10 protein-coding genes and 1 pseudogene are annotated in these 12609 nt (G+C 64.2%); 2 read left to right on the top strand and 9 right to left on the bottom strand.

Going from position 1 to position 12609, the window contains the following annotated elements:
* The 5 genes from ntrB to plsY form a co-directional block, all read right to left on the bottom strand.
* A complete protein-coding gene (gene ntrB, locus F0185_RS00535; RefSeq protein ID WP_187362406.1) occupies positions 1-903 on the bottom strand; it encodes a nitrate ABC transporter permease in 903 nt (300 codons plus the stop codon).
* A gap of 14 nt (positions 904-917) precedes the next feature.
* Positions 918-2156, bottom strand: coding sequence for a CmpA/NrtA family ABC transporter substrate-binding protein (locus F0185_RS00530; RefSeq protein ID WP_167220608.1), 1239 nt, complete (start codon positions 2154-2156; stop codon positions 918-920).
* A 203-nt stretch (positions 2157-2359) separates the two neighbouring features.
* Entirely contained in the window at positions 2360-2650 is a 291-nt protein-coding gene (locus tag F0185_RS00525) for a DUF427 domain-containing protein (RefSeq protein WP_167220606.1), read from the bottom strand.
* 1 nt (position 2651) lies between these two features.
* Positions 2652-3326: a DsbA family oxidoreductase gene (locus tag F0185_RS00520; RefSeq protein WP_167221286.1), complete on the bottom strand. Its 675-nt coding sequence runs from the start codon at positions 3324-3326 to the stop codon at positions 2652-2654.
* A 60-nt stretch (positions 3327-3386) separates the two neighbouring features.
* Positions 3387-4004 (bottom strand): glycerol-3-phosphate 1-O-acyltransferase PlsY, encoded by a 618-nt coding sequence (gene plsY, locus F0185_RS00515; protein WP_167220604.1) that lies wholly within the window; start codon positions 4002-4004, stop codon positions 3387-3389.
* Positions 4005-4294: 290 nt separating this feature from the next.
* Between plsY and F0185_RS00510 the strand changes: the two genes are divergently transcribed.
* Positions 4295-5545, top strand: a complete 1251-nt coding sequence (locus F0185_RS00510) for a TerD family protein (RefSeq protein WP_167220602.1) — start codon at positions 4295-4297, stop codon at positions 5543-5545.
* Here the strand turns inward: F0185_RS00510 and F0185_RS00505 are convergent.
* The 3 genes and pseudogenes from F0185_RS00505 to F0185_RS00495 all read right to left on the bottom strand — a co-directional run.
* Positions 5541-5648: pseudogene (locus F0185_RS00505) on the bottom strand (Cys-tRNA(Pro) deacylase); the annotation flags it as partial. The gene F0185_RS00510 and the pseudogene F0185_RS00505 sit on opposite strands and share 5 nt — an antisense overlap.
* Before the next feature lie 86 nt (positions 5649-5734).
* The gene (locus tag F0185_RS00500) at positions 5735-8182 is read right to left on the bottom strand and encodes a M66 family metalloprotease (protein WP_167220600.1); all 2448 of its coding nucleotides are present in this window, start codon (positions 8180-8182) and stop codon (positions 5735-5737) included.
* Positions 8183-8422: 240 nt separating this feature from the next.
* On the bottom strand, positions 8423-8914 hold the full coding sequence (locus F0185_RS00495) for an aminoacyl-tRNA deacylase (protein WP_167220598.1): 492 nt from the start codon (positions 8912-8914) through the stop codon (positions 8423-8425).
* Positions 8915-8952: 38 nt separating this feature from the next.
* On the opposite strand from F0185_RS00495, the gene F0185_RS00490 reads away from it, so the two are divergent.
* Positions 8953-9927, top strand: a complete 975-nt coding sequence (locus F0185_RS00490) for an endonuclease/exonuclease/phosphatase family protein (RefSeq protein ID WP_167220596.1) — start codon at positions 8953-8955, stop codon at positions 9925-9927.
* Here the strand turns inward: F0185_RS00490 and F0185_RS00485 are convergent.
* On the bottom strand, positions 9908-12388 hold the full coding sequence (locus tag F0185_RS00485; protein ID WP_167220594.1) for a sensor domain-containing protein: 2481 nt from the start codon (positions 12386-12388) through the stop codon (positions 9908-9910). The two genes, F0185_RS00490 and F0185_RS00485, sit on opposite strands and share 20 nt — an antisense overlap.
* Between the last annotated feature and the right edge of the window lie 221 nt (positions 12389-12609).

Raw genomic sequence — 12609 nt, 5'->3', positions numbered from 1 at the left:
TCAGGTCCCCGCTTCTTCATAGGTAAAGGCCTTGGCCAGCGTCACCAGGGCAAGTTCGAGCAGCAGCCCGACCACGCCGATGACGACGATTGCGATGATGATGTGCGGCACGTTCAGGTTGTTCCACTCGTCCCACACCCAGAAGCCGATACCGACGCCGCCGGTCAGCATTTCGGCCGCGACGATCACCAGCCAGGCGGTGCCGATGGCCAGGCGCACGCCGGTCAGCATGTGCGGCAACACCGAGGGCAGCAAGATCCTGGTGAAAATTTTCCACTCCGACAGTTGCAGCACGCGCGCCACGTTCATGTAGTCCTGCGGCACGCGCTGCACGCCGGCGGCGGTGTTGACGATCATCGGCCAGATCGAGCAGATGAAGATCGACCAGATCGCCGCCGGATCGGCCGACTTGAACACCAGCAAGCCAATCGGCAGCCAGGCCAGCGGCGAGACCGGCTTGAGCAGGCTGATGATCGGGTTGAACATGCCCGCCAGAAAGCTGAAACGCCCGATCAGGAAGCCGAGCGGAATCCCGACCGCCGCCGCCAAGCCGAAACCGAGCGCCACCCGCTTGAGCGAGGCCAGGATATTCCAGCCGATGCCCTGGTCGTTGGGGCCGTTGCGGTAGAACGGGTCGGCGAACATGCGCAGCGCTTCGGCGAAGGTGACGGCGGGCGAAGGAAAGCTGCTGTTGTTGAGCGACAAAATCTGCCACAGCAGCACCAGCAAGCCCAGCCCCAGCAGCGGCGGCAGCACGGCCAGCAAGAAGGCGCGCAGGCGCGGCTTTCCATTGCTCAAAATCACGCCCTGGCTGGCGAGGCGCTCGCTGCGCGCACGTTTTTCCGGCGTGGGCGCCGCCAGCGGGGCGGCCTCCGCGTTCATCGATTCCAGTACGGCACTCATCATGGGCTCCCGGTTCAGGCTTTGATCTTGAAGGAATCGGCGTAGGCCTTGGGATTCTTGCCATCCCAGACCGTTCCGTCGAGCATTTTTACCGTGCGCAGCGGCGACTTCGGCACGCTTACTTTGGCCATGGCGGCGGCCTCGGTGTACAGGGCGATCTGGTTGACCCTGGTGGCGGTGGCCAGGTAATCGGGCTCGGCCTTGAGCAAGCCCCAGCGCTTGTGCTGGGTCATGAACCACATGCCGTCCGACAAATACGGATAGTTGACCGCGCCGTCGTTGTAGAACTTCATGCAGTCCGGATCGTCCCATGTCTTGCCCAGGCCGTTCTGGTAGCGCCCCAGGATGCGCTGGTTGATCACATCGACCGAGGTGTTCACGTAGGACTTGTCGGCGATAGTGGCAGCCATCCTGGCCTTGTTGACGAGGCCGGCGTCGATCCACTTGCTCGCCTCCAGCACGGCGGCGATCAGGGCGCGCGCGCTGTTCGGGTATTTTGTGGCCCACTCGAGCGTGGTACCGAGGGTTTTTTCGGGATGGTCTTTCCAGATGTCCTGGGTGGTGGCGGCGGTGATGCCGACCCCGTCCACGATGGCGCGGTGGTTCCACGGCTCGCCCACGCAAAAGCCGTCCATATTGCCGACCCGCATGTTGGCCACCATCTGCGGCGGCGGCACGGTGATCACCTTGGCGTCCTTGAGCGGGTTGATGCCGTAGGTGGCCAGCCAGTAGTACAGCCACATGGCGTGGGTGCCGGTCGGAAAAGTCTGGGCGAAGGCATACTCGCGCTTGTCCGTTTGCATCAGCTTGGCGAGGGAGGCGCCGTCCACGCCGCCTTTGTCGGCCACTTTTTTGGAGAGGGTGATGGCCTGGCCGTTGTGGTTCAGGTTCATCAACACCGCCATGTCCTTTCTGGCGCCGCCCACGCCCATCTGGACGCCATACAGCAGGCCGTAGAGCACGTGCGCGGCGTCGAGTTCGCCGTTGACCAGTTTGTCGCGTACGCTGGCCCAGGACGATTCCTTGCTCAGGACGATCTTGATGCCGTATTTTTTATCGAAGCCGAGCACCGAGGCCATGACCACGGAGGCGCAGTCGGTCAGGGGGATGAAGCCGACCTTGATCTCTTCTTTTTCGGGTTTGTCGGAACCGGCGGCAAACACGCCGCCGCTGGCAAGGCCGGTCAACGAGACGGCGGCGCCAGCCTTGAGCAGGGTGCGGCGGGTCAGCTTGGTGGTGCGGTCGGTGGTCATGGTTCCCTCGTTTGGCAAGCGAGGCGCGGACGTGCGCCCTTACCAACAGCATCAGCAAGCGGCGTGCCAGCGGGAAACGAGAGTGAGGGAGAGGGAATTGAACGGCATGGGGCGCCGCGATGGGTGGTTTTGGGCACCGTTATTGTGCGGCGCACCAAAACGGGAAGTCGCTTCCGGCAATGCCGGAGACGACGGTTTTCAGGTCAACGCTGAACGGTCACACCCTTCCAGAACGCCACGTGCCCCGCAATCTGCCTGGCCGCATCGAACGGCGCGCGGTAGGTCCACACCGCGTCGCGATTGGTTTCACCATCAACCAGCAAACTGAAATAGTTCGCCGTCCCCTTCCACGGGCACTTGGTCTCGGTCGCGCTCGGCTGCAAATATTCCTGCTTCACCGCCGACATCGGGAAATACACATTATTTTCAACGATCTGCACCTGATCATCCGATGCTTCGGCGATCACGGCGCCATTCCAGCTGGCTGTAGGCATCTTATTGCTCCGTTGAAGTGAGGTTGTCTGTGGACTCGGCCGCGATCTGGCGCAGCGCCTGTTCGAACACGTCCGGCGGCTGTCCACCGGAAATCAAATGACGGTCGTTGATGATGATCGCCGGCACCGAATGGATGCCCTGCCGCTGGTAGAACTGCTCGCGCTCGCGCACCTCGGCGGCATACGCGCCGCTGGCGAGCACCTCGGCGGCCGCCGCCGCGTCCAGGCCCACTTCGCCCGCCACCCGCGCCAGCACGGCATGGTCGCCGGGACTGTCGCCCTTGGTGAAGTACGCTTCGAACAAGGCCATTTTCAGTTCGCGCTGGCGCCCCTGCGGCTCGGCCCAGTGCAGCAAACGGTGCGCGTCGAAGGTGTTGTAGATGCGGCTGCGCGCACCCATGTCGAAGGCAAAGCCCAGCTCGGCCCCGCGTGCGCGGATCATCTCGCGCGTCTGCGCGCCCTGCTCCGGCGTGGCGCCGTATTTTTCGCTCAGGTGTTCGCCGATATCCTGGCCTTCGGCCACCATGCGCGGATTGAGTTCAAACGGTTGGAAGTGCAGTTCGGCGCTGGCCACGCCGTCCAGGCGGCCAATCGCCTGTTCCAGCGACTTGAGGCCAATCACGCACCAGGGGCAGGAGATGTCGGATACAAAATCAATTTTCAGCTTGGTCACCAGGGGCTCCTGTCAGTCGGGCGTTCCATTCTAGCCCCAAGCGGCAAAACCCACTTGCACACCCTATTTTTTGGCCTCGCCCGATTTGCTGCCGATCTTGCTTTCCTTGCCGGCCATCAAGTTGGCGATGTTCTGGTTGTGGCGGTACAGCAGCAGCGAACTCATCGCCAGGACGGCGAAAAACAGTTCATTGATGCCGAACATGACCCCGAAATACAGCGGTGCGAACACCGACGCCACCAGCGCCGCCAGCGACGAATAACGGAAGGTGTAAGCCACCGCCAGCCACACCAGCGCGGTGGCCAGGCCCAGCCAGATGTTAATCCCGAGCAGCACGCCGAGCGCGGTCGCCACGCCCTTGCCGCCCACGAAGCGGAAGAACACCGGCCACAGGTGCCCCAGGAACACCGCAATGGCCACCAGCGCGATGCCGGCCGTGCCCACGCCAAACTTGGGCGCCAGCAAAATCGCCAGCCACACCGCGAACCAGCCTTTGGCGGCGTCGCCGATCAGGGTGGCGATCGCCGCGCCCTTGTTGCCGCTGCGCAGCACATTGGTCGCGCCCGGATTTTTGGAACCGTAGGTGCGCGGATCGGACAGGCCGTACACGCGGCTCATCACCACGGCGAAGGAAATCGAGCCGATCAGGTAGGCGACGATGGCGAAAATTGCTGTATTCATTGTTGTCTCTCGTGTTGTGAACAGGCGCCACGCGCCGGGCGTGAATATACACCATAGTCGCGGCCCGATCACCCCCGGCCGGGACGCATGCCCTCGCCAACATCGCTTCCACCCCGTCGGCAGTTGGCGCGCAGCGACAGCGGGACCCCGCGCGGAGCGCATTCCTATTGCGCAAAAGAAACGATGATGCGTGCAATATTGGCTTCTTTGCACGCTATAATTCCCGCATGCAGCGCCCGCTCACCGCCACAAGGCGTGACCGTTGGCGCCACCACTTTTTGAGGATGAACATGAACGAGATAGGACGCGGACAAAAAGGGAAGCTGGCCGACATAGGCTGCTCCGGCCCCTTCAACGTCACAGTGGAGATGGCGCCGGCCGGGCTGGTGATCGACGTTGCCTGCTTCGGGCTGGACGCCAACAGCCGCCTGTCGGACGAGCGCTTCATGATCTTTTTCAACCAGAAAGCCAGTCCGGCCGATGCCGTCAAGTACGACACGCGCGGCGACGCCAGCATCTTCGCGATCGACCTGGCCAGGCTGCCGGCCAGCATCGAGCGCCTGGTGTTCGCCGCCTCCATCGATGGCGAGGGCGACATGAAGCGCCTCGGGCACAGCGCGATGACCCTGGGTTCGGCGCGCTTCGCTTTTTCCGGCGCCGATTTCGACACCGAAAAAGCGGTCATCGTCGGTGAACTGTACCTGCGCGACGGCGCCTGGCGCTACGGCGCCGTGGGCCAGGGCTTCGCCGGCGGCCTGTCGGCCCTGCTCGCCCATTACGGCGGCGCGGAAGATACCGGCGCCAAGGCGCCGGCTGCACCCGCGCCGGCGCCGGCGCCCGCCGCGCCCAAGGTGTCGCTGTCCAAGGTCACCCTGACCAAGCCCGGCGAGCGGCATGTGGTCTCGCTGGTCAAAGGCGCGGGCGCGCCCAAAAAACTGGTGGTGCGCGCCACCTGGCGGGACAACGGCGACAGCAATAGCAACAACGACGACCTCGACCTGCGCGTCGGCGTGCTGCTGCCCGACGGCCGAATGAACTTCATCACCGCCCCCGACCGCGCCGGCGCCTTCGACAAGGCGCCCTACGTGCATCACATGGGCGACGTCCAGGTGGCCTCCGCCAAGCAGCCGGCCACCGAAACGGTCGAGGTCAATCCGGCCCTCGCCCAGCTCTCGGGCGGACGCGTGGCGCTGGTGTTCAGCGTCTACTCGGCGGTGGGCAATGGCTCGGTGTCGGTGGCCTCGCTCAAGCCAATCATGCGCATGGAATACGGCGAGCAAGTGGTTGAATGCGCCTTCGACTTCAACAGCAGCAAGGCGGCCACGAGCAGCAGCGTGTACACCTACGTGATCGGCACGGCGATTATCGACGGCGACCAGATTTCGCTGGGGCCGTCGGGCCAGACCTCGGAGCCGGGCAGCGAGAATACGCCTTGGCTGCAGTGGGACGGCGAGCGCGTGCTCGTCACCATGGACGGCCCGATGGTATTCAAGGGAAAAGGCTTTGATGGCTTCAACGGCAGTTCGTACAGATACTCCTGACGGGCCGGGCCAGCGCGCAACTGAGCGCGCGCGCCAGGTTCCTGGTCGAAGCCTTGCAGTCGCCGTGCATCAGCTCGATCAGCGGCCTGGCCGCCTCGTCCTGCGGCAGCACCGCTAGCTCGTCGCTCGACATGCAAAAACAAAACGGCCCGTGTGGGCCGTTTTCTGTTACGACGGGTTAATCGCCCCTTACTGGGCCCCGCTTGCGCGCGACTGCTTGACGAGCACCGAATTGACGCCATCGGACAGGCTCAATTCGAACGCGCCACCGGCCGGCAACGCACCCAGCGACAAGACCGCACTCCCCCCTTGCAGATCCTGCGCCAGGGTCGAGCGCCCGGCATCGTTGACCACGGTCACGGTCAGGTACGGATAGCTCGCGCGATCCCAGTTCAGTTGCACCGTGCCGGCTTGCTCGCGCACCCGCACCACCGCTGCCTGGCCCTGGGCACTGTTCTCCGCAACCGGACGGGCGCTCGCCTGCATCAGGTTGGCCGTGCCCTTGAGCACCGAGATACTGACGATCGGACCCGGATTCGGAATCGCGAAGCTGAAGTTGAGCGCTGCCGCTTCGTCGGCATGGTCGACCACCAACGTGGCGAACGGATACGCGAGCGTGCCTTTGGCGGTCACGATGCGCAAGGTGTACTCGCCCCTGGCCGGCAGGCTGGCACGGCCGACGAACGATTTCAGTGGCGACAGGCTTGCCTTGTCGCCGCTGATCTGGCCGCTGATCAGCACCAGGTCCTGCGCTGCGGCGCTCGCCGCCGACGTCCTGAGGGCGTCGGCCGGGGTCAGGAATGCCTGCATCAGATGGGTGTTGTAGTCCGAAAAGGTGCTGCCTCCGCAATAACTCATGATGTCATGCAGATTCGGGCTGCGCGGATCGAAGAACGCCCCACGGCTGAACAGATAGCCCCAGGTGTAATGGTTGCCCGTGCCCAGTTGCGCGTTCGGGTAGGGATACTTCGGGTCCGGCGAGCCGGCGCCGCCGCAAGCGGCGTGGTTCAGGCGGTAGTTGTGGCCCAGTTCGTGGACGACGGTGCCGCGCAAGCCGTCTTCGCTCATCGACGGAATATCGGCGGCCACGCCGGCATTGCCCGGCACATAGGCCAGGCCGGCCAGGCCGTAACTGGCTTTCGGAATGATGCCGAAGTAATGCTGGCGATTGTTGGCGCCTTCCAGGCGGTGCAAATCGCCGATTTCGCCCAGGATCTTGCCGAACGCGGTACTCCATTCGGCCTCGGTGGCTGGCAGGCGGGTCACGCGCGACGAGACATACGGCGCGCGGCCGCTCTGGTTCACGACCGACACCGGAATGCGGTCCTGCACGAAGTCGCGCAGATTGCTGACGACCTTGCCGACCGAGCTACCGATCTGGACCGGAATCACGATCAGGTCCATCGGCACGCCGCCGCCCACCCTTGGATTGATGGTCATGCTCTGGCCATTCGACAGGACCACGCTCAAGCGCAGGCCGGGACGCACCAGGTCGGCGGGCACGATGCCGATGTACGAGGTGTTCCTGTCGGGCACGACAGGCACGCTGGCAGGCAGCGCACCGGCAGGTTTGCTCAAGGCGATCTCGCGCAGCACATTGCCGTTCGCATCCTTGACCTGGATTTTGCCGTCCGGCTTGGCCACCGCTGGATTGTTGCTCAGGGCATTGACCTTGACCATCACCGCCTTGCTGTTAATCAGGATCAGGGCGCTGTCGCTGCTGTCGAACAGCTGCGATTGCGCCAACTGGATGCTGCCGATGCGTGGATCGCCGACAGCAGGTGGCGTGGCGTCGGCAACCGGTGCGCCGGGGATATAGCAGTTTTTCACCAGGCCCGGGGCCGGGTTGGCCATGGCGGGACCCACGGCGCAATCGACGCCATCGGTCTTGGTATAGGTGTAATACTTGCCCTCCGCCCCGAACAGCACCGCATTGGTGCCGCTGAAATTGCAGCGGCCGCCTTCGGTGGCGCACAAGGTCCATGTGACGGGGGCGCTGTCGCAGCGCTTGGCGATGCCTGGCGTCGGATCGCCGAAGACATTGCTGTTGCAGGCGACGCCGCCGGTCGCCGTCTTGCTCATGAAGCTGGTGCCGGAACCGAAGCGCACGGTGCGCGTATCGGTAAAGGCGCACTGGGCGCCCTCGACGCTGCACGCTTTCCAGGTGCTGGTGACGTCGCAATGCTTGGCTACGCCCGGCGCCGGATCGCCGAAGGTGGCGCTGTTGCACGCGGCGCCCCAGCCAAGCGTCTTGCTGACGAAGCGATCGCCCGCGCCATAGCGCACGGTCTGGTTGCCATTGAAAACGCAACTGCTGTTTTCGTTGGCGCAGAATGTCCATTGCGTGGTCGAGGCAGCGGCGGCCACGCCCATGGTGGTGGCGTTGGCGATCGGGGCGACGCCAGGCTCGGCGGTGGCGGTGGCGTTGGCAGCGGTGCCGGCGACGTTGGCGCCGCCTCCGCTCATCACGCCGGCCACTGCGACATCGGGAGCAGCGGCGGCAGCGGCGCTGACGACAGGCGGCGTGTCCGCCCCTGCTGCGCGGCCGGGGCCGGATGCGCCGGTGTTATCGCCGCATCCGGTCAACACCCCGCTGGTGAGGGCAAGGATTGCCAGGTAGTTCAACAGACGTCTCATATCAACTCCGGTTCAGCGTTTCAGGATCTATATATATGCAACTTGGGTGCGTATTATCCTGCCGGACTGGACCGCGCTAACTTTTGAGCATGCGATTTTTCACATTTCCATGAACTATTTGCAATAAAACCACGTATTTTTGTGATAATTGGACGTTTTCACAACGATGGCGGCGGGCCGCAATGCCAATAATGAAAGTATTTCATTGCCGGGTGCGGCCGACCATGACGCAGTATCGGCCTATTCTTCCAGCGCACACAGCACCGGCCGCGCCGCCAGCAGCGTCACCAGCACCTGCGGCGCGATGCCGACCAGGTAGCCGCGCCGCCCGCCATTGATATAGATCTTTTCCAGCGCCAGGATGCCTTGCTCCACATACACCGGCAAGGCCTTCCTGGTGCCGAACGGCGAGGTGCCGCCGATCTGGTAACCGGAATGGCGCTGCGCCACCTCCGGCTTGCACGGCTCGACCGACTTGCAGGGGATCGCGCGCGCCAGGTTCTTGGTCGAGACCTTGCAGTCGCCATGCATCAGCACGATCAGCGGCTTGGCCGCCTCGTCCTGCATCACCAAGGTCTTGACCACCGAATGTTCGGGCACGCCGAGCTCGCGCGCCGACACCGAGGTGCCGCCATGTTCTTCATACGGATACGGGTGTTCCGAGAAATCGACCCGGTGCTTGCGCAGGAACTGCGTCGCCGGTGTTTCGGAAATATGCTCTTTCTTGGCCATGCGTGATACGCTAAACGTTCAATGAGGAGTTTCTTATTATGCAGCAAGAAATTCGCTTTGCCACGTTTAACCTGTACAACCTCGCCCCACCGGGCGTGAAGCTGTACGACAATCTCTTGCCCTCCACCCCGGAGGAGTACGAGGCCAAGCTGGACTGGACGGCGCGCCAGATCGACCTGCTCGACGCCGACGTGATCGGTTTCCAGGAGATTTTTTCGCAAGCCGCCCTGCTTGAGGCGCTGGCGCGCACCCGCCGCTACCGCAACGCCTTCCACGTCGGCTTCGATCCCGATCCGGCCGCCGAACGCCTCACGCCGAGCGTGGCGCTGGTGTCGCGCCTGCCGCTGGCCGCGCCCGGCGTGGCGCACCTGGCATTTCCCGAGGGCGTGGCGCTGCCGCCCGGCAGCCGCGAGGCCGACCGCTTTTCGCGCGCCGTGATCCATGTGCCGGTGATCGTCTCGCCCGACTGTACGGTCGATGTGGTGGTGGTGCACCTCAAGTCCAAGCGGCCCGACTACCGCAACGGCGACAATAGCGAAGATGCGCAACTGTACGCGCTGGCCTGCCTGCGCTCGCTGATCCGGCGCGGCACCGAGGCCGCCGCCCTGCGCGTGTTCCTGAGTCAATTAGCCAAGGAAAAACGCCGTCCGCGCGTGGTGCTGGGCGACTTCAACGACGTGGCCGACGCGGTCACCACCATGCTCGTGCTAGGCAACGGCAACACCCTGGGCGACCGCATGTTCGACGCCTACCAGTTGCAGCAGCGGCAAGACCATCTGCGCCACGTGGGCTTTTCCATCGTGCACGACAGCCACTACACGACCATCGACCACATTCTGGTGTCGGAAGAATTCAATGCCGCCTTGCCCAACGCCATCGGCGAAGTGGTGGACGTGGTCTACCTGAACGACCACGTGGTGCTGGAGCTGCCCGAGGCGTCCGACCACGGCCAGGTGCTGGCGCGCATCCGCCTGTTCGACGGCCCGCGCGGGGTTAACGAGGGCGCGGCTTGAGGTCCGGCTCGGTCGAGGCCATGCTGGCGTAATAGCCCTGGTAATCGTCGCAGCCGTGCTGCTGTAAAAACATCAGCTGCTCGGCCGTCTCGACCCCCTCGGCGATCACGCGCAGCTTGAGGCTGCGCGCCACCGCGATGATGGCGGGAATCAGGTTGGCCGTGGTATCGTATTCCGGAATCTCGTCCACGAAGGAGCGGTCGATCTTCAGCTTGGTCAATGGGTAGCGGCGCAGGAAGTTCAAGCTCGAATAGCCGGTGCCGAAGTCGTCGATCGTCAGTTGCACCCCGCGCTCGCGCAGGGCGGCGACGGTGGCCACGGTCGCCTCGTCGCCGCGCATGATGACGCTTTCGGTGATTTCCAGGTCGAGGAACTCGGGCGCCAGCCCGGACAGGCGCAGCGCTTCATCGACGCTGTGCACCAGCCCGCCGTGCAGGAACTGCGCGCCCGACAAATTGACCGCCACCACCACCGGACAGCCTTCATCGCGCCACGCGCGCGCCTGCGAACAGGCCTGGCGCAGCACCCACTCGCCGATCGGCACCATCAGCCCGCATTCTTCGGCCACAGGAATGAACTGGTGCGGCATGAGCAGCCCGCGCTGCGGATGGCGCCAGCGCAACAGCGCTTCGACGCCGATGGTCAGGCCGGTGGCGATGTTGACCTCGGGCTGGTATTCGAGCAAAAACTCCTGGTTCGACAGCGCGTGCCGCAATTCGTTCTCGATCTGCACCCGCTCGATGACATGCGCGTTCATGTCGGCGTTGAAAAAACTGAAGGCGTTGCGCCCGTTCTGCTTGGCGTGATACATGGCCACGTCGGCATGTTGCAACAGGGTATCGACGTCGAGCCCGTCGTCCGGGCAGATCGCGATGCCGATCGAGACCGACAGGCTGATCGTGTGGCCATTGCTGCGCACCGGCTGCGCCACCGCGTGCATGACGCTGGTGGCCACGTGGGCGGCCTGGTCGACCCCGCCGATGTCGGCCAGGATCACCACGAACTCGTCGCCGCCCTGGCGGCTGACCGTATCGACCCCGCGCACGCAGCCGGTCAGGCGCGTGGCCACTTCCTTGAGCACGGCGTCGCCCACGTGGTGGCCGAAACTGTCGTTGATGCCCTTGAAGCGGTCCAGGTCGAGGAACATGACCGCCACCTTGTTGTGCTGGCGCCGCGCCGACACCAGCGCCTGGTGCAGGCGGTCGAGGAACAGCACGCGGTTCGGCAGGTCGGTCAGGAAGTCGTGTTCGGCCAGGTGGCGGGTCTGTTCCTCGGCACGCTTGCGCTCGGTGATGTCGGTCATGATCGCCATGTAATTGGAGACCTGCTCGGCGCTGTCGCGGATCGCCGTGACCGCCACCCACACGGGGTAATCGTCGTCCTCGCGCCGCACGCAGCAAACTTCGCCTTCCCAGTGGTCGTGGACGGCGACATAATCCCAGATCTGCTGGTAGAACGAGGGTTCGTGCATGCCCGAACGCAAGCCCGGCACTTCGCCGCCCATCACCTCGCCCGCCTCGATGCCGGTCAGCGTCGTGAACGCCTGGTTGACGGCGATCACCCGGTAGTGGCGGTCGGTGATCAGGATGGCGTCGCGCGAATTTTCGAACACGCGCGCGGCCATGGCCAGCGCATGCTCGGCCGTCTTGCGCGGGGAAATGTCGCGCAGCACCGCATAGGACAGGAATTCATGGTCCAGGGTCACCGAGGTGAGCAGCACCTCGGCCCAGAAATGGATGCCATCGGGCAGCGCGTATTCCCACTCGTAGCGATAGTTGCCGTCGATGAAGGCGCGCGCGGTCACGGCGGCGTCGGCCACCACCGAAGTTTCGCCGGTGGCCTGCACCTCGGGCGAAAAATCGAGCAGGGTCTTGCCGACGATGTCTTGCTTGCCGACGCAGCGGAACAGCGCCACGGCGGCCGGATTGACATCGACGATGCTGTTGCCCTTGATGAGCACGATGGCGTCGGTCGAGCGTTCGAACAACTGGCGGAAGTTGGCGCCCGCCTCGATCAGCTCGGCTTCATCGACCTTGCGCTTGCTGATGTCGACTTCCATGCAGAACAATTGCTGCGGCACGCCGTCGCGCAGCACCGGGAAGTGGGTCGAGTACAGCCAGCGCTCGGCGCCGTCGAGGCGCCGGATGTGCCAGTCGCGCGGCGGCGCCGTGCGCCCGGTCTTCCACACCGATTCGAGGGTGTTTTTGAAGTCTTCCTCGCGCTCCAGGTGCGAGGCCAGGCTGGTCAGGGGACGCCCGACCGCCTCGGCGGCGGTAACGCCGAACACGTCGGCGCAGGTATGGTTCCAGTAGCGCACGATGCCGTTGCGGTCGGTACTGTGCACGGCCACCGTCGGCGCCAGTTCAAGGGCAGCGACGAAACGGTACAGGACGTCGAGCGCTTCGCGTCCTGGTCCTTCCGGCTCGAAACTGCCCGCTTGGGCAGGGGTGTCAGCACTCACGGTAATCCCTTCATCTCATTAAGCAAGGCCGGCGGCTGGCCGGTCCGTATCGTGAATCAATAGTTAGACCCATTCTGACCACGCGGGTTCGGTTCCGTTTGCGCGCACGCAAAGCCAAGGCCGGGAGAATTGTTTCTTATTCGCAAAATTTGCGCTTTGTCGGGTTTTTTTGCAGTTCGTCGTGCCGGAACGGCGGTCTGTCGCATTCGGGGTGCGCGCGC

It is taken from the genome of Massilia rubra (assembly GCF_011682065.1).
Lineage (GTDB): Bacteria > Pseudomonadota > Gammaproteobacteria > Burkholderiales > Burkholderiaceae_D > Telluria_A > Telluria_A rubra.
This window is presented reverse-complemented; position numbering and strand designations above follow the sequence as displayed.

Bases quoted from the DNA above. Each gene is read 5' to 3' on its own strand.
- ntrB (WP_187362406.1), bottom strand. From the start codon at position 903: ATGAGTGCCGTACTGGAATCGATGAACGCGGAGGCCGCCCCGCTGGCG.
- F0185_RS00530 (WP_167220608.1), bottom strand. From the start codon at position 2,156: ATGACCACCGACCGCACCACCAAGCTGACCCGCCGCACCCTGCTCAAG.
- F0185_RS00525 (WP_167220606.1), bottom strand. From the start codon at position 2,650: ATGCCTACAGCCAGCTGGAATGGCGCCGTGATCGCCGAAGCATCGGAT.
- plsY (WP_167220604.1), bottom strand. From the start codon at position 4,004: ATGAATACAGCAATTTTCGCCATCGTCGCCTACCTGATCGGCTCGATT.
- F0185_RS00510 (WP_167220602.1), top strand. From the start codon at position 4,295: ATGAACGAGATAGGACGCGGACAAAAAGGGAAGCTGGCCGACATAGGC.
- F0185_RS00500 (WP_167220600.1), bottom strand. From the start codon at position 8,182: ATGAGACGTCTGTTGAACTACCTGGCAATCCTTGCCCTCACCAGCGGG.
- F0185_RS00495 (WP_167220598.1), bottom strand. From the start codon at position 8,914: ATGGCCAAGAAAGAGCATATTTCCGAAACACCGGCGACGCAGTTCCTG.
- F0185_RS00490 (WP_167220596.1), top strand. From the start codon at position 8,953: ATGCAGCAAGAAATTCGCTTTGCCACGTTTAACCTGTACAACCTCGCC.